Origin of the sequence: Lacinutrix himadriensis, from assembly GCF_001418105.1 — a bacterium.
Lineage (GTDB): Bacteria > Bacteroidota > Bacteroidia > Flavobacteriales > Flavobacteriaceae > Oceanihabitans > Oceanihabitans himadriense.
This window is the reverse complement of record NZ_LIQI01000006.1, coordinates 186,498-204,558: the sequence shown is the minus strand read 5'-3', so window position 1 is coordinate 204,558 and position 18,061 is coordinate 186,498. Positions and strand designations below refer to the sequence as shown.

Below are 18,061 nucleotides of genomic sequence, written 5' to 3'. Positions count from 1 at the left end.
AATTTATTTTTTCTTTTCTAATAATGCCATGTAGAATCCGTCAAAGCCAGATTCATGCGATAATATTTTTTTCTCTTTAACAAAGGTAAAATCTTTTCCAGAATCTGATTCTAAAAATGTTTTCACTTGATCTTGGTTTTCTGAAGGTAATATAGAACATGTTGCATAAACAATTTGTCCTCCAGGTTTCACCATTCTAGAATACGAGCTTAAAATTTCAGCTTGTGTTTTCTTAATTTTATCTAAAAACTCTGGTTGTAGTTTCCATTTTGCATCTGGATTTCTACGTAAAACACCTAAACCAGAACAAGGCGCGTCAATTAAAACTCTATCTGCTTTGTCATATAGTTTTTTAATTGGTTTTGTAGAATCTATTACACGGAACTCAATATTATGCGCTCCAGCACGTTTTGCTCTACGTTTTAGTTCTTTTAATTTATTTTCATAAATATCCATTGCAATGATTTGCCCTTTGTTTTCCATAAGAGCTGCAAGGTGTAATGTTTTTCCACCTGCACCTGCGCAAGTATCTACAACTTTCATTCCAGGTTGTACATCTAAAAATTCGGCAACTTTTTGAGAAGAACCATCTTGTACTTCGAAAAAACCTTTTTGAAAAGCTTCTGTTGTAAAAACATTTGCTCTTTCTTTAAGTCTTAATGCGTCTGGATGATTTTTTACAATTTCAGTTTCTATATCTAAGTCAAAAAGTTCTGCTTGTAGCTTTTCTTTAGTTGTTTTTAGCGTATTCACACGTAAAACAACGTCTGCTTGCTGGTTTAAAGCCGATATTTCTTTAGTCCAAACGTTTTCACCTAACTCTTTAGCCGCTATTTCATCCATCCAATCTGGTACAGATGCGCCAATTTTTCTTATGTTAGAAAGTTCATCATAACGACCTTTAATTTTTCTAGTAGGTGTATTTTCAAAATATTTCCAATCCGGAAGTTTTATTCCTTTTAAGGTTGCCCAAACGGCAATTAAGCGCCAAACATCATCACGAGAAAATGGTTCTTTTACTTCCGCAATTTCTGCATATAAACGTTTCCAACGTACAACGTCGTAAGTAGTTTCTGCAACAAAACCTCTGTCGCGACTTCCCCAACGTTTATCACGTTTTAATAATTGTTGTACTACTTTATCTGCATACTTGCCTTCGTTAAAGATTAGTAATAAACCATCCACTGTAGCAAAACATAAATTTCTGTGTAATCTCATATATTCGTATTCGTTGTTCAAAAACAGAAATAAGTATTTATTCCGATTGAACTTTTTAAAAGTTTGAAACGTGCAAAGGTATGATTTTAGAAATTATTATAATTATTTCTTGATCATTAATAGGTGTTAATTTTTACTTGTATTCTCTGTGATTGAAATTTTATCAAAATATTTTAGAAAGTTGCACAAGTTTTTTAACAATTAGGCATCTAAAGGAGAGTAACTAAAATATACATAAATGAAACAACTAATTACTCTGACGTTATTTTTATTAATTTTTATAAAATCGTACGCACAAGAATTATATGATATAAATACCATTCAAACTATAGAAATAGAATTTGCAGAAAGCAATTGGGACGCATTATTGGATGCGGAAAAAGCAGGAGATAATAATTATACAGAGGCAACATCTGTTACTATTAATGGAACTGTTTTTAATCAAGTGGGTGTTAAATATAAAGGAAATAGCTCGTATAGTGCAAATCAAACTAAAAATCCATTTCATATAGAATTAGATACGTATGTGGATCAAGATTACCAAGGTTATAAAGATATAAAATTGGCAAATGTGATGTTCGATCCTTCTTTTGTTAGAGAAACGATTGCTTATAATATTGTGAATCAATACATGGATGCACCACAAGCAAACTATGCAAATGTATATGTAAACGGAACTTTAATTGGCTTATATACCAATACAGAAGCGATTACTAAAACATTTATTAATAAGCATTTTTACTCTAAGGATAATGCCTTTTTTAGTTGCAGTCCTCCAGATGGAGCAGGACCACAGTCTAATGATTATCCAAGTTTAGAATATTTAGGAACTAATAGTACTAGTTATGAGGATGCTTATGAAATTAAATCGGATGATGATACAGATCCAACAGTTGCTGTAGCACATTGGGACGATTTAATAGAACTGACTAATATTTTGAATAATGATATTGCGAATATTGAAAATGTTATTGATGTAGATATGGCTATTTGGATGCTTGCGCTAGACAATGTATTGGTAAATTTAGATAGTTATATCGGTCAGTTTAAACAAAACTATTATTTATATAAAGATGATAATGACCAATTTAATTCTGTGATGTGGGATTTAAATATGTCTTTCGGTGTTTTTAGCATGACAGGAGAAAGTAGTAGTGGACCTGGCGGTCCAGGAGGACCAGGAGGAGGATTAAATTCTACTACCGATAAAGCAGAACTAGATCATTTATTACATGATGACGATGCTACTTTTCCATTATTTTCTAAACTAATGGAAGTGCCTAAATACAAGAAAATGTACTTAGCACATTATAAAACTATTTTAACAGAAAATATAAGTAATTCCAACTACTTAACATTAGCAAACGATTATCAAGCACTTATATCTAGTGCAGTAACAGCAGATACGAATAAGTTTTACACGGACGCACAATTTACGGGTAATATAAATACAGATTATACCGTTGGTGGAAACACAGCTCCTGGATTAACAAATTTAATGGCTTCAAGAAGCACCTATTTATTATCGCAAACAGACTTTACTAATTCACAACCTGTTATTAGTAATGTGACTCCATCGGAAACAACACCGTTAATTGGAGATGTGATTTCTATAACAGCTAATGTTACGGATGTGAATGATGTATATATTGGATATAGAACAGATGAAACGCTTCCATTTACAAAAGTGTTAATGAATGCTGAAGGAGGAGATGTTTACAGTACAGATGTTAGTGTGGATACCGATTATATGCAATATTATATCTATGCAGAGAATGCGAATATTGGTGCATTTTCTCCTGCAAGAGCAGAATACGAATTTTATACTATTGAAGCAACATACCTAACATTAACACCTGGAGATCTTGTGATTAATGAAATTATGGCATCTAATGAAACTACGGTTACAGATCAAGATGGAGAATATGATGATTGGTTAGAGTTGTATAATAATAGTGATCAAACATTGAGTTTAGATAATTTATATTTATCTGATGATGCTGATGATTTACTAGTTTGGCCATTTCCTTCAGGATTAACTATAGCGCCAGATACTTACTTAATTGTTTGGTGTGATAAAGATGACGATCAAGATGGTTTACATGCAGATGTAAAGTTTTCATCAGGAGGAGAAAGTGCTATATTATCGTATGCAAATGGTACCATAATAGAAAACATCACTTTTGGAGCACAAACCGATGATATGGGGTATGCAAGAGTGCCAAACGGAACAGGAGACTTTGCAATTCAGTTACCAACGTATGCCGCAAATAATGAATCCCTATCTATAGATGAAGTAGATTTTAATAATCATTTAAAGTATTATCCAAACCCTACAAGTAACGTGGTAACTATAGTAAATTCGTCTTATTCTATTGAAACGATTAAGGTTTATAATATTCAAGGACAGTTGTTGCTAGACACAAGCAAACCAATACGAATAACATTGTTATTGATTTTTCAGATTTCTCTAAAGGAATGTATATGGTGCATATTAATGATAGTACCGTTTTAAAAATTATACGTAATTAGAAGTGGTTTAAAATCCTAATCCCTAAAGGATTTGATTAGTTTTGATTAATAGCAGGAGAGGCTTTATGATTATGTCATAAAGCTTTTCTATTTTTATAAAAATTTAAAATTTATGAAAAATAGTATTCTTCTAGTAGTTGTTCTTTGTTTTTTGTTTTCCTGCGGAAAGAAAGAAACACCATTTAAAGTCAGAGATTATAAAACAGTGGATATCGAAACCTTGTTGCAAGACTCTTTGTTGAATGTTAGAGCTTTGGAAGTTTATGAAAATAACTTGGCATATTTTGCAACGTCTTCAGGTAAAGTAGGAGTAATTACGGAAGATGCAGATGGCAAAGTAGGTGTTTTAGATTATAAATACTTAATTCAGTTACAACAAGATACTATTACACCTAATTTTAGATCTTTAGCAGGAACAAAGGATAATGGCTTTGCTTTAAGTATTGGTTCTCCAGCTTTGTTATTTAAAATGGGAGGAGAAGAAGATGAAGTAGTCTACCAAGAAAACCACGATAAAGCATTTTATGATGCTATGGATTTCTGGAATGATCAAGAAGGAATTGCTATTGGAGATCCTACAGCCGATTGTATGAGTATAATAATCACTCGTGATGGTGGAAATACTTGGAATAAATTATCCTGTGATATCTTACCAAAAGCAAAAGAAGGAGAAGCGGCTTTTGCAGCGAGTGATACTAATATTGCAATTGTAGGTGATAAAACTTGGATAGCAACAGGAGGAAAGGCAAGCAGAATTTTATTCTCGCCAGATAAAGGAAAAACGTGGGAGGTTTTTGAAACGCCAATCGTGCAAGGTCTTGAAACCACAGGAATGTATTCTGTAGCTTTCTACGATGCGCTTAATGGTTTTGCTATTGGTGGAGATTATACCAAAGCTGCAGATAGTTCTGCAAATAAAATAAGAACAAATGATGGTGGAAAAACGTGGCAGTTGGTTGCACAAAACCAAAGTCCGGGATATAGAAGCTGTGTACAATATGTGCCTAATAGTAATGCTAAAGGTTTAGTTGCAATAGGTTTTAAAGGAATAGATTATAGTAACGATGCAGGAAATACTTGGAAACATTTAAGTGATGAAGGTTACTATACACTTCGGTTTTTAAATGATAGTACAGCCTATGCAGCAGGAGCAAGAAGAATTAGTAAATTGACTTTTAAATAGTATTATTAAAAAGTAACTATTTCATTTTTAATTTATAACAAACAAAAACAGCCAATGTATTTGCATTGGCTGTTTTTATTAATTTAAGTTTCAAGCTTAGTGTTTGGATTCTTTTCTTTTTTTGTACTCACTAAACATTTTTCTTTTAAAGTTATCTTCTGTGTTTTTTAATTTTAAAATTTGTTTTGCCGTAAGCACTTTTTTCAGCGCTAACATATAGTTGTCATTAATGCTGTTTCGCTTTGCATTTAAAGCTTCCAGTTCTTTTAATAATTTTTGAGCTTCCGTTTCTGTTAAAGCATCAATATTGATATCTCTTTTTTTGTTGTGATACTCACTTCTTACACTTTGTTGTTGCTCTTCGTATGTATTATAAATTGGCCAAAACTGTTGTGCTTCTGTAGTGGATAAATCTAAGTTTTCTGTTAGATACGCTATTTTTAAAGCTTTAATTTTATCTTCTTTTTCTTGTCTGTCATTTTGTGAAAAAGCGGCAACAGAAAGAAATAATATAAATAATGTAATAATTGATTTTTTCATTGTAATTGTTTTATTCTGTATATAAATCGTTTAGTTCTAAATTATTGTTTAGGTAATCTTGCATGGCTTCATCGGTAAAACTAATAGCTTTAAAACCGTCTTCTTCTAAAAGGTCTATGTCATTAAATAAAGTTGCTAAATCATTAGCGCTATAATCTTCATTAAGAATAAAATCCTCTACGGTTTCTGTAGATAAAGAAGCGTAGGTTACTTTGGTGTTTAACGATGGTAGATTAAACAATAATACAATTGCGGCAGCTATACTAGATATGTAAATTAGGTTTTGTTTACTAAATAACGGAATAACTTTTACAGTCTCTTCTTGACTTGCCTTTGCTAAAATATCCTGTTCTACATTTTTAAAGTAATCTTTAGGTACTGTAAAACCAGTGTCTGAAGCTTTCTCTTTTAAGTTTGCTTGACGTATTATAGATGCTTCAAAGTTTTCAAAATAATCTTTTGGAACTTTAAAACCCGTTTCTTTCTTGTTATGTAAATGATTATGCTTCACAATATTTAGACTCTTATTTTTTATAAAGGTTTAATGCTTACTTATTTATTCGTTAAATAGCTTTCAATTTTTTTTACGGCTATATGGTAAGATGCTTTTAATGCACCTTCGCTAGTTTCTAATATCTCAGACATGTCTTTGTATTTAATGTCTTGAAAATATTTCATATTAAAAACCAGTTGTTGTTTTTGTGGCAAAGTAGCAATGGCTTGTTGTAATTTTAATTGAATTTCGTCTCCTTCAAAATACACATCCGATTGTAAATTATTAATTGCTAGTTCTTGCGTTTCTTCATTAGTGATTTGTAATCTTTTTGCATTCTTATTAATATATGTAATGGCTTCGTTAGTTGCTATTCTATACATCCAAGAGTAAATTTTACTATCTCCTTTAAAGTTGTCGATGTTTTTAAACACCTTTATAAAAGTGTTTTGTAGTACATCGTCTGTATCATCATGAGATTTTACAATATTTCTAATATGCCAATATAATCGCTCTTTGTATTGCGTAACCAACTCTGTAAAAGCTTGCTCTTTAGAGTTTTTTGACTTTAGCTGTTGTAAAAAAAGTGTTTCGTTTAACACAGAGTACTATTAGTTTTTATTTTAAGACTAAATAATTTACAAAAAGTTTAAAGAGGAAGCTATTTTATTTTTAATTGAAAAAAATATACTTTTTTTTATGGTTTTTAAACTATTGATAATCAGTGGAGAACAGATAAAAACATCGATTAAGCGCGTTATAATTCGGATGAAATACATTTTTTATTTGGTTGGTATGTTTATTTGATATATATTTACATCAACAAACCTACTTAATGTTAGTCGCCCCAAGTCTAACTTAAACAAAAAAAGCTAGATATTTTATCTAGCTTTTTTTTTATTTATAGAAGTTTGATTATTCAAAGCTTTGCATTTCTACAAGCTTTTTATACACACCATTTTTAGCAAGAAGTTCTTTATGCGTGCCTTGTTCTGCAATTTGTCCTTTTTGCATCACTAGAATTTGATCTGCATTTTGAATGGTAGATAGTCTATGTGCAATTACAATAGAAGTTCTGTTTTTCATCATGTTTTCTAGAGCCACTTGCACTAGACGTTCGCTTTCTGTATCTAATGCAGAAGTAGCTTCATCTAGAATCATAATTGGTGGATTCTTTAAAACGGCTCTAGCTATACTTAAGCGTTGTTTTTGTCCGCCAGATAGTTTCCCTCCAGAATCACCAATATTTGTCTCTATACCTTTTGGTAGGTCTTTTACAAACTCCCAAGCATTGGCAATTTTTAAAGCTTCAATTACTTCTTCGTCTGTGGCGTTGGGATCTCCAATTAAGATGTTATTCTTTACGGTTTCATTAAAAAGAATAGAATCTTGAGTTACTAAACCAATTAAGCTTCGTAATGATTTTTTAGTAAGGTTTCTAATGTCTTCGCCATCTATAGAAATGTTTCCTTCGTTTACATCATAAAATCGAGTTATCAGATTAGCAATGGTAGATTTACCAGATCCTGATTGCCCAACAAGTGCTACCGTTTTTCCTTTAGGTACGTTTACGGTAAAGTTTTTAAGGACTAAATGGTCTTCATATTTAAAAGAGATATTATTAATATCTATAGTTTTTGTAAAATCTGTTTTAGTAATAGCGTTTGGTTTGTCTTCTAGTACAGAAGGTGTTTCAATAATTTCTAACACACGATCTGCAGCAGCATTACCAGCTTTTACTTTATAACTCGCTTTACTAATTGCTTTTGCTGGAGTTAAAATTTGGTATGCTAAAGCCATATATGTGATAAATGCACCACCAGAAAGACTTTTCTCTATTAAAACCATGCTTCCTCCATACCATAATAAAGCTGCAATAGTTGCAATACCCAAGAACTCACTTGTAGGTGAAGCTAAATTTTGACGGTTAAGTAAGGTGTTTGAATAATTATAAAATCGGTTAGTTGATTCTTGAAATTTGTTATTAAAACGGTCTTCTGCATTAAAACCTTTTATTACTTTAAGTCCGCTTAACGTTTCTTCTAAAGTAGATAAAAAGATACCTTGCTCTTGTTGAACTCTTCCCGATTTTTTCTTTAAACTTTTTCCTATTCTAGATATAATGAATCCTGCAACAGGTATAAATAGGAACACAAAAATGGTTAGTTTCATAGAAATTGTAAACATGGTTACAATAGCAAAAACAATTGTTAATGGTTCTTTTATAATTAGCTCTAAAACAGCAAGTAAAGAGTTTTTTACTTCGTTTACATCCCCTGAAATACGAGCGATTATATCTCCTTTTTTCTTTTCGGAATAATAGGAGATAGGAAGTGTTAATACTTTATTGTAAATAGAATTTCTTAAGTCTTTTAAAACACCATTTCTTAAAAAGGTAATAAAAAAGAGCGCGAGATAATTAAATATATTTTTAAGTAAAAACAAACTAATGATTAAAACAATCATGTATAACAAAGTGCGTTGCGGACCTTCGTTTTGGTTTGTAATAGTTACAAAATAATTTAAACAATCTTCTCCATAAGATTTTAATTCTCTAATACCTTTGTAAACTGGTTTTATGTATAGTTTTTTAGTTTCACCAAACAATACATTAATCATTGGCATTAAGGATACCATTGCCAATGTGCTAAACAAAGCGTAAAGCACATTAAAGAAAATGTTTAGGTAACCGTATTTTTTATACGGTAAAATAAATGGAGCAATTTTTTTAATATAATCCATTAATTAAGCTTCAAGTCTTTTATTATAGCTTCTATTTTTGACGCTAATTCCTTTTGCTTTGTAGTATAAGCTGCAGCATGTTCTAAAGGTGTATTTACACTAATATAGAATTTAATTTTAGGCTCTGTACCACTTGGTCTTAACGCTATTTTACTTCCGTCTTCTGTGTAATAAATAAGTACATTAGATTTTGGTACATCGATGCTAGTTTCTGCTCCAGAATTTAAATCTTTAGTTATAGATAATTGGTAATCTTCAATTTTAACCACTTTAGAACCATTTACTGTTGTTAATGGGTTTTCTCTAGCGTCAATCATCATTTGTTTAATTTCTTGAGCACCTTCAATTCCTTTTTTAGTGATAGAAATTAAGTGTTCTTTATATAAACCGTGAGCTACATAAAGCTTTATTAATTCTTTATATAATGAACTTCCGTTTGCTTTTGCTTGTGCTGCAATTTCAATAGCTAATAATGAAGATGTATTTGCATCTTTATCTCTTACAAAGTCACCAACCATATAACCAAAGCTTTCTTCTCCACCACCAATAAAATCTAGATTAGAATAGTCTTTTATTAATTTTGCAATCCATTTAAAGCCTGTTAATACAATTTTACAATCTGTAGCATAACTTTTTGCTAAAGCTGCAACCATTGGCGTCGATACAATAGTAGTTGCAACAAATTCATTTCCTTTTAATTTGTTATTCTTTTTCCATTGTTTTAATAGAAAATCGGTCATCAATACCATGGTTTGATTTCCGTTTAGAATAATCATCTTTCCATCTAAATCTCGAACAGCAACACCTAATCTATCTGCATCTGGATCTGTACCAATTACAATATCTGCGTTTGTTTTTTCTGCTAATTCTAAAGCCATTTTTAAAGCTTCAGGTTCTTCAGGGTTCGGTGATTTTACCGTAGGGAAATCGCCATTAGGTTCGCGTTGTTCTTCAACAATATGCACGTTTTTATAACCTGCACGTTCTAATGTTTCAGGGAAAATGGTAATCGATGTTCCGTGTAACGAGGTAAATACAATCTCTAAATTGTCTTTCGCTTCCGCGGAAGTATCAAACGTTCCATTTTTAATAGAGGCATCGATAAAAACATCATCTACTTCTTTACCTATATATTGTATTAAATCTTCGTTTGCTTTAAATTTAATTTCCGCATAATCTAGATTATTGATGGTGTCAATTATTTCAGCATCTTGTGGCGGCACTAATTGTCCTCCATCTTGCCAATAGACTTTGTAACCATTGTATTCTGGTGGATTATGAGATGCTGTTAAAACAATTCCGCAATGACAGTTTAAATGTTTTAATGCAAAAGAAAGTTCTGGAGTAGGGCGTAAGTCTTCAAATAAAAACACTTCTATATTATTTGCCGAAAACACATCTGCAACTACTTTTGCTAGTGTTTTACTATTGTGTCTGCAATCAAAAGCGATTACCACTTTTATTTTTTCACCAGGAAAGGATTGGTGTAAATAGTTACTTATACCTTGTGTATTTCTTCCTAGCGTAAATTTGTTAATTCGATTGGTACCAATTCCCATTACACCACGCATTCCACCAGTTCCAAATTCTAAATCTTTATAAAAAGATTCTTTAAGTTCTTTTGGGTTTGTTGCAATTAGGTCCTTTATATAGGTTTGTGTTTCCCCATCAAAAGCTGGAGTTAACCAACTGTTTACTCTTTTTAATAATTCTGGTTCTATGTGTATCATGTTGTAAATGTAATTATTATGCAAAAATACGGAAATGCTAAAGATTAAATGGATGCTAGATCAATTTCCTCTTTAACCAAATAGCGTTTTTTGTCTGATTTTGTTCTTAAAATAATCTCGCCTAAAAATCCAGCAACAAAAAATTGTGTACCAATAATCATGGTAACTAAAGAAATATAAAATTGCGGACGTTGGGTAATTAGTCTACCTGTTGGGTTTAAGTAAAGCTTATCTATACCTAAATATATAGCAAAGCCAAAACCAATGGCAAACATTAAAAAACCAAGAGCACCAAAGAGATGCATGGGCCTTTTTCCAAATCTGGATAAAAACCAAATGGTTATTAAATCTAGAAAACCATGTATAAATCTATCTATACCAAATTTTGTTTCTCCATATTTTCTAGCTTGATGTTGTACTACTTTCTCTCCAATTTTTGTAAAACCAGCATTTTTAGAAAGTACAGGAATGTAACGGTGCATTTCACCATTTACGTCTATGTTTTTTACAACATCATTATGGTATGCTTTTAAACCACAATTAAAATCATGCAGTTGAACTCCAGATGTTTTTCGTGCTGCCCAATTAAAAAGTTTGGAAGGCATATTCTTGGATATAACAGAATCGTAACGTTTCTTTTTCCAACCAGAAACCAAATCGAAACCATCTTTAACAATCATGTTGTAAAGTTCTGGTATTTCGTCTGGATTGTCTTGTAAATCGGCATCCATGGTAATAACCACGTTTCCTTTAGCTTTTTCAAAACCCGCATGTAGTGCTTGCGATTTTCCAAAGTTTTTTAAGAATCGAATACCTTTTACATTGGTGTCTTTTTGTGATAATTGGGTAATGATTTTCCAAGAATCGTCTGTACTACCATCATCAATAAAAAGGATTTCATAAGAAAAATGATTGGAATGCATAACTTTTGCAATCCAATCATGTAACTCTGTTAAAGATTCTTGTTCGTTAAGTAGTGGTATGACTACTGATATATTCATGTATTATGCTTCTTTTTTCATTATTAATCCTCCAATTAGAGAATAAATTAAGCCAAAAATAGAACTAAAGGCTATAAATGCAGCGTTTGCTATTAATGGACTAGAAAATTTTTCCATCATATCCATTTGTTTGTCAACGATCTCTTCGGTTAAATTTGGGTTTTCTAATAATTTATCTCTAACAGCTTCCATTGCTAAGCCTTGAAATTCTGGATCTATAATATAATTAAAAACTAGAGAGTAAACTGCAAATACAAGTGCACTAATTACTGCAACCAATAAACCAATTTTTATAGCTTGTCTTAAACTTAAAAGATTAGCATTTGTTTTTTTGTATTGGCTAATAGCATAAATAATTGTTGCTGGAAAAATGATATAATATAAATACATTGGCCATTGTATGCCTTCCAACTGCATACCAGTTACATACATAATAACTGTTATTAGAACTAGAATTAACCCTAATACTAATCCGTAATTTTTAGCAAAACTGGCTACTGATACATTTTGTGATTCCATAATTATTTTTTGATTTGTTAGTTTATAGAATTGTTAGTAAACAAATATAGCAAAACGTTACATTTTATTCCCACGAAAGTGGGAATCTTAATAAATTAAGTAATAATAATGTAAATGAAAGTGGAAATCTTTTCCTAATTAATCCCGTATTTTTGCTTTAATTCATTTTAATTGAATTATTTTTACAAAAAATATTGTGCATTAGTAAAAAATACTTAAATTTGCACCTCAAAATTAGTTAAGAAATTAAAGCATTTAGTGATGAGAAAAGGAATACATCCAGAAAATTATAGATTAGTAGCATTTAAAGATATGTCAAATGAAGATGTGTTTTTAACAAAATCTACTGCAAATACGTCAGAAACATTAGAAGTTGATGGTGTTGAATACCCATTAGTAAAAATGGAGATTTCAAGAACATCTCACCCGTTTTATACAGGTAAATCTAAATTAATTGATACCGCTGGTCGTATTGATAAGTTCAAAACTAAATACGCTAAGTTTAAAAAATAATTTAGCTTATAGATATTTTATTAAAGCCTTTCAAAATATTGAAAGGCTTTTTTGTTTTTAATATTTAGACTACTTTTGATTTACACTTAAACTCTATACCAATGAATTACATTCTTTTTGATGGACCTTCTCGTAACCAATTACTTCCATTTACATATACACGTCCTGTTGCAGACATTCGTGTTGGTATTTTAACCATTAGAGAAAAATGGGAAAAACATTTAGGATCTACAACCACTACAATTACAGAAGATTATTTATCTGAAAAATATCCAATGGTGGAAATGGAAAAGAATGTAATGATAAATGCATCCTATCTTCCAGATTATGAATTGGTAGAAATGATTAATTCGTTAGAAGAAAATCAAGCTATTTTTAACGACGATGAAGTTATTGCTTTTTTTACTGTAGAAGCACAAGAAGATATAGACTTAAGTACTTACGAAGCTATTGAGTATACTCAAGAAATATTAAAAATTGAAAATACTTGGGATATTTTCTCTAAAAATGGAGAAGCAATTCAAGAAGATTTTGAACTTTTAACAAAAGGAAGAAAATCGCAACCAATTCCAAGTTCTAATAATATCATTGCAGCAGAAAATATCTTTCTTGAAGAAGGAGCAAAGCTAGAATTTGCAACTTTAAATGCTAGTTCTGGACCCATTTATATTGGTGAAAATGCAGAAGTCATGGAAGGAAGTATCATTCGTGGGCCTTTTGCATTATGTAATGATGCAACAGTAAAAATGGGAGCCAAAATTTATGGGCCAACCACTGTAGGACCACATAGTAAAGTAGGAGGAGAGGTAAATAATTCGGTGCTATTTGGGTATTCTAACAAAGGGCATGATGGCTTTTTAGGAAACTCCGTTTTAGGAGAATGGTGTAACCTTGGCGCAGACACAAACAACTCTAACCTTAAAAATAACTACGCAGAAGTTAGACTTTGGAGTTATGAAACAGAGGGTTTTGCAAGAACAGGTTTACAGTTTTGCGGATTAATGATGGGAGATCATAGTAAGTGTGGTATAAATACAATGTTCAACACTGGCACAGTTGTTGGAGTTTGCGCAAATATATTTGGAAGCGGTTTTCCAAGAAATTTTGTGCCAAGTTTTTCCTGGGGAGGGAATAGTGGTTTTACAACATACTTAACTAAGAAAGCGTTCGAAGTTGCTAAAGTAGTTATGTCTAGAAGAGATATTGACTTTACAGAAGAGGATGAAGCAATTTTAGAACATGTTTTTAACGACACTAAAAAATGGCGAAGCAATTATTAAGTTATTTACTATTGTGCTAATTATGAAAAATACATTTTGGGTTTGTTATTTAATGCTGTTATGCATTAGTTTTAAAGGTTTTTCTCAAAACGATAAAAGGAATATTGTTAACTTAAAACTTAACGATGAGAACAATCATTTTGGGGTCTCTTATTTAGAAGATAATAAAATCGTTTTTACTTCAAATTTATTAACCAAAAGAGGAAAACAAGAATTTCTTAATGGTACACCTTTAGTAACCTTATATCAAGGAGAAATAGATCCAGATGGCGAAATTAATAATGTTAGTCCGTTGCCAAGTAAGTTAGACAGTGATGCTTTTAATATGTCTGCTGCTGCTTTTTATACAACCGATAAAAAATACATGGTGATTACTACCAATGTTTATAATACTACACGAGATGCTAATTTATCGCAAAAAGCATCCAAATTAAGAATGGAAATAGGAGAATATGTAGAAGGCGTTGGTTGGACTAACTTTAAAGTGCCATCTTTTTGTAACCCGAGATCTTCCTATGGGCATCCGGCAATTAGTCCAGATGGTAAATTTATGTATTTTGTGTCTACAATGCGAGGGACTCTTGGTGGTACTGATATTTTTAGAGTTGCTATTAATGAAAATAATGTTTTTGGAAAACCAGAAAATTTAGGACCAAAAGTAAATACTAGAAAAAAAGAACTTTTCCCTTTTATAGGAAAAGATAACGCACTTTATTTTTCATCTAATAGACCAAAAGGAAAAGGGCAACTAGACATTTATAAATGTGATATTCTTGAAGACGGAACTTTTAGTGAAGCGCAATTACTAGATGATCCAATAAATTCTAGGTTTGATGATTATAGCTTTATGCTTAATGATAATTTAGAATCGGGATATTTTTCTTCCGCTAGACCTAAAGGAAAAGGTGGCGATGATTTGTACTATTTTTTCAGCAATTAAATACATTATTTATTTTATCACTTTATAAATAATAATTCTAAATTAATTGATTTTTTAGTTTTTAGGTAGGCGTTTATTGTTTTTTGGTTTAAGTTGCTGTAAATTAACTTTCATAGCTTAAAATAATACCTAGTCGTTACATATCATGTTTATTTTAAAAAATAAATTACACTTTTCCATACTCTATTTTTCCATTCTTATAATTGATATAATAGTAAAATTAGGACTGGATACTATTCCTTTTAGATTTATTACTAAGCCTTTAATAGTAGTTTCTTTAGTCTTCTTTTATTGGATCAATAATAATGAAAAGTCTAAGAGAAAGTTTGTTTTCATGGTTTTAGCTTTATTCTTTTTTCTTTTAGGAGATATTTTTTTAATATTTAAAGACGTTTCTTTACTTTTTTCTTTAGGAATGTTAGGCTTTATTTTGGGGAAATTGTTTTTTACTTTTAGATTTTCTAATCAAAATGATTTTAAATTAGTTAGGTTACTTCCTATAGTTGTTTTTTGTTTTGTTTACATCTTTGTAGTTCTAAATATTATATATGATAATCTAGGAGGTTATTTTATTCCTGTCTTAACTTATCTTTTTGTAGCTATGCTTACATTACAGTTTGCTTATTTAAGAAAATCTGGTGTAGATGCTAAAAGTTATTTAACCGTTGGTATTGGAATTTTATTTTCTGTAGTAGCAGATTCTGTTGCCGTTTTAGCGCAATTTTATGAGAACAACTTTTTTTATGATAAGGTTACCGTTATATTATTCTATGGTATTTCGCAGTATTTAATTGTAATGGGTATCATTGAAGAAAAAGTGAAAATAGATAATAGTTTATATGAAGATGTTAGTATCGAAATCTGATAAATTATTTTTTAAAGACCTGTTTTAATTCTAATAAATTAATTGGGTTTATACCTAATCCGTTTACATTTTTTCTAGTAAAACGAACCACTTCATCATAAAACATAGGAATAATAGGTGATTCTTGCATTACCAAGGAGTCCATTTTAGAATATAATTTTTCCCTTTTTAAAGTGTTTGTTTCTGTAAAAGCCTGTTCATACCAAAGATCAAACTGTTTGTTTTTAAAGTGGGTGTAATTTGGTCCGTTTGGTGCAAAATTCTTACTATAATATAAAGAAAGGTAATTTTCGGCATCCGGATAATCGGCTACCCAACTTGCTCTAAACATATCTGTTTTTCCGTTAGACTTTGCTTCTTTTAAAGCAGAAGCAGGAACAACGTCTACTTTAATATTTAGTCCTGTTTTTTTTAATTCTCGTTGTATATACTCGCAAAAACTCAAATAATTACTAGTGGTAGTAAGTGTGATTTCTGGGTTTTTATTTCCAGTTTCGTTTATATATTTTGCAACTAAATTTTTTGCTTTTTCTGGTTGATAAGTATAACCTATAGTTGCATTATAACCAGGAAGTCCTTTTGGAATAAAACCTCCATTTGCGGCAATACCAATCCCATTTCTTAAATAGGTCATCATTTTTTTTCTGTCGAAACCAAAGTTCACGGCTTGCCTAAGCAATTTAGATTGTACTTCATTAGCTTCCGTATCCATATAAAAACCAAGGTATTCTGTGTTTAAATACGGACCACGAATCATATTTACATCAGGAACATACAAATCACGAAGCGTACCAGTAGCAGTTAAAATTTCATCTTTATACGAAGCATCTAAACCAGATACAAAATCTAAATTACCTTGTGCAAATTGTAAAAACTCACTTTGCTTATCTGGTAAAAAGGTAATAGCCACAGCTTCTAGATATGGAAAGGGATTTCCGTTTGTATCTTTTTCAAAATAATCGACATTCTTTCTAAAAACAAGTTTGATGTTTTCTTCCCAACGTTTAAATAAAAAAGGACCGGTACCAATTGGGTTTGCTCTAAAATCACTACCATAATGCGTAACAACTTCTTTTGGTACTACAGAGCAATACTTCATGGTTAACAATCCTAAAAATGCAGGAAAAGGTTGTTTTAATTGTATTTGAAAAACAGAATCGTTTATTGCTTTAAAATGTTCCACTTTGTTTAATACCCAACTTCCAGATGAAGCTACTTTTTTATCTTTTAAACGATGGAAGCTGTATTCAAAATCACTAGCAATAACATTTCTGGTAGAATCTTTATTAAAAAGAACATGCTTATGAAAATTCACATCATCACGAAGTAAAAAGGAGTAGGTAAGTGCATCGGGAGAAATTGACCAACTTTTGGCAATACAAGGCTGCACGTTTAAGTTTTCATCCATTTGCACCAATCCATTAAATAATTGATGAATTGCCCAAATATCTGCATTGTCTTTAGCAAAGGCTGGATCTAAAGAACCTATATTTTTGTGCTCGTTATAGCGAAACACAGTGTTTTTGTTTTCTTTTTTGGTGACACAACCTAAAAGTAAGATAAAAACTAGAAAGCGAAATTTCATTTAAAACATTTAAAGTTATATATTGTATACAATAGTATTCATTTAAAATTTAAAATTATGAAAAAAAATTACATGTTATTTTTATTAAGTATATTTTTTGTTTGTGCTATAAATGCCCAAACAACTTTAACACATTCTACAGATCCTACGACTATTGTACCAGGTACAGTTTCCTGTCAAGCAGGAGGAATTACTTCTGATAATACTTATTACAGAAGTTTTGATATAGCGACAATGGGTGTATCTCCATTTAGTGTTCTGGAAGTTTCTTTTGGTGTAGAAAATGCTATTATAGATCCTACAGAACCATTAACCATAGATGTTGTTATTTATTCGGCAACTGTAGATTTGCCAGGAGCTGCTTTAACAGAAATAGCTAGAGTACCTGTGCCTATTGTTGATGCAGATGCCGGAACTATTAAAACAGTCCCAATTGTAGCAACAGTAACTACAAATTATTTAGTTAGTACTATTGAAATACCAGATAGTGCTACTGCACAATTTAGTCTAGCATCAAATAATTTAGGTCAATCGGCACCTACCTATATTTCATCTGCAGGATGTAGTATCAATTCTCCTACCGATATGGCAAATGTGGGATCTGGTTTTCCAGACGTACATATACTTATGAGTGTTAGAGATTTTGTTACTTTAAGTATTGATGATAACAGTTTAGAAGCAATTTCCGTTTATCCAAATCCAACTAAGGACTTTATTCATATTAATATGGCTAATACAGATAGTATTGAAAAAGTAGAGTTGTTTGATATAACAGGAAAAAGCGTTTTAAGCTTTACCAATACAACTAAAATTAATATTTCAAATTTAAGTAATGGTATATATATGCTACATATAAAAACCGATAAAGGAAGTATTAATAAAAAAGTAATCAAGAATTAGATATTTTTTTTAAAAGAATA

Annotated in this window: 16 protein-coding genes and 1 pseudogene; 8 read left to right on the top strand and 9 right to left on the bottom strand. The window is 30.9% G+C overall.

From position 1 onward, the window contains the following. Positions 1 to 3: 3 nt before the first annotated feature. Positions 4 to 1,218 (bottom strand): RsmB/NOP family class I SAM-dependent RNA methyltransferase, encoded by a 1,215-nt coding sequence (locus tag AMD28_RS01360; protein ID WP_055442364.1) that lies wholly within the window; start codon positions 1,216 to 1,218, stop codon positions 4 to 6. 238 nt (positions 1,219 to 1,456) lie between these two features. Here AMD28_RS01360 and AMD28_RS01355 point away from each other — a divergent pair. The 3 genes and pseudogenes from AMD28_RS01355 to AMD28_RS01350 all read left to right on the top strand — a co-directional run. Next, a pseudogene (locus AMD28_RS01355) lies at positions 1,457 to 3,631 on the top strand (CotH kinase family protein); the annotation flags it as partial. Positions 3,632 to 3,663: 32 nt separating this feature from the next. Then, the gene (locus AMD28_RS19140; protein WP_420806037.1) at positions 3,664 to 3,750 is read left to right on the top strand and encodes a hypothetical protein; all 87 of its coding nucleotides are present in this window, start codon (positions 3,664 to 3,666) and stop codon (positions 3,748 to 3,750) included. Positions 3,751 to 3,862: 112 nt separating this feature from the next. Next, complete coding sequence (locus tag AMD28_RS01350; RefSeq protein ID WP_055442362.1) at positions 3,863 to 4,933, top strand: WD40/YVTN/BNR-like repeat-containing protein; 1,071 nt, start codon at positions 3,863 to 3,865, stop codon at positions 4,931 to 4,933. A 96-nt stretch (positions 4,934 to 5,029) separates the two neighbouring features. Here the strand turns inward: AMD28_RS01350 and AMD28_RS01345 are convergent, their stop codons facing one another. From AMD28_RS01345 to AMD28_RS01315, 7 genes are all read right to left on the bottom strand, one after another. Continuing rightward, positions 5,030 to 5,473, bottom strand: a complete 444-nt coding sequence (locus AMD28_RS01345; RefSeq protein ID WP_055442361.1) for a Spy/CpxP family protein refolding chaperone — start codon at positions 5,471 to 5,473, stop codon at positions 5,030 to 5,032. Positions 5,474 to 5,483: 10 nt separating this feature from the next. Beyond that, positions 5,484 to 5,984 (bottom strand): hypothetical protein, encoded by a 501-nt coding sequence (locus AMD28_RS01340; RefSeq protein WP_055442360.1) that lies wholly within the window; start codon positions 5,982 to 5,984, stop codon positions 5,484 to 5,486. Positions 5,985 to 6,025: 41 nt separating this feature from the next. Then, positions 6,026 to 6,568 (bottom strand): RNA polymerase sigma factor, encoded by a 543-nt coding sequence (locus AMD28_RS01335; RefSeq protein ID WP_055442359.1) that lies wholly within the window; start codon positions 6,566 to 6,568, stop codon positions 6,026 to 6,028. A 313-nt stretch (positions 6,569 to 6,881) separates the two neighbouring features. Then, a complete protein-coding gene (locus AMD28_RS01330) occupies positions 6,882 to 8,708 on the bottom strand; it encodes an ABC transporter ATP-binding protein (RefSeq protein WP_055442358.1) in 1,827 nt (608 codons plus the stop codon). Next, positions 8,708 to 10,438, bottom strand: a complete 1,731-nt coding sequence (locus AMD28_RS01325) for a phospho-sugar mutase (protein ID WP_193787277.1) — start codon at positions 10,436 to 10,438, stop codon at positions 8,708 to 8,710. The genes AMD28_RS01330 and AMD28_RS01325 overlap by 1 nt, the downstream gene beginning before the upstream one ends. Positions 10,439 to 10,482: 44 nt before the next feature. Continuing rightward, a complete protein-coding gene (locus AMD28_RS01320; protein ID WP_055442357.1) occupies positions 10,483 to 11,439 on the bottom strand; it encodes a glycosyltransferase family 2 protein in 957 nt (318 codons plus the stop codon). Between the two features lie 3 nt (positions 11,440 to 11,442). After that, positions 11,443 to 11,958: a DUF4199 domain-containing protein gene (locus tag AMD28_RS01315; RefSeq protein ID WP_055442356.1), complete on the bottom strand. Its 516-nt coding sequence runs from the start codon at positions 11,956 to 11,958 to the stop codon at positions 11,443 to 11,445. 261 nt (positions 11,959 to 12,219) lie between these two features. Here AMD28_RS01315 and AMD28_RS01310 point away from each other — a divergent pair, with 261 nt between their 5' ends. From AMD28_RS01310 to AMD28_RS01295, 4 genes are all read left to right on the top strand, one after another. Next, positions 12,220 to 12,471, top strand: coding sequence for a type B 50S ribosomal protein L31 (locus AMD28_RS01310; protein WP_055442355.1), 252 nt, complete (start codon positions 12,220 to 12,222; stop codon positions 12,469 to 12,471). A 101-nt stretch (positions 12,472 to 12,572) separates the two neighbouring features. Then, positions 12,573 to 13,751, top strand: a complete 1,179-nt coding sequence (locus AMD28_RS01305; RefSeq protein WP_055442354.1) for a GlmU family protein — start codon at positions 12,573 to 12,575, stop codon at positions 13,749 to 13,751. A 22-nt stretch (positions 13,752 to 13,773) separates the two neighbouring features. After that, positions 13,774 to 14,691, top strand: a complete 918-nt coding sequence (locus AMD28_RS01300) for a TolB family protein (RefSeq protein ID WP_161804609.1) — start codon at positions 13,774 to 13,776, stop codon at positions 14,689 to 14,691. A gap of 145 nt (positions 14,692 to 14,836) precedes the next feature. Further along, entirely contained in the window at positions 14,837 to 15,556 is a 720-nt protein-coding gene (locus AMD28_RS01295) for a lysoplasmalogenase family protein (protein WP_055442352.1), read from the top strand. A gap of 4 nt (positions 15,557 to 15,560) precedes the next feature. Here the strand turns inward: AMD28_RS01295 and AMD28_RS01290 are convergent, their stop codons facing one another. Further along, a complete protein-coding gene (locus AMD28_RS01290) occupies positions 15,561 to 17,141 on the bottom strand; it encodes an ABC transporter substrate-binding protein (protein WP_055442351.1) in 1,581 nt (526 codons plus the stop codon). Positions 17,142 to 17,198: 57 nt separating this feature from the next. On the opposite strand from AMD28_RS01290, the gene AMD28_RS01285 reads away from it, so the two are divergent. Next, positions 17,199 to 18,041: a T9SS type A sorting domain-containing protein gene (locus AMD28_RS01285; protein WP_055442350.1), complete on the top strand. Its 843-nt coding sequence runs from the start codon at positions 17,199 to 17,201 to the stop codon at positions 18,039 to 18,041. Positions 18,042 to 18,061: the final 20 nt, after the last annotated feature.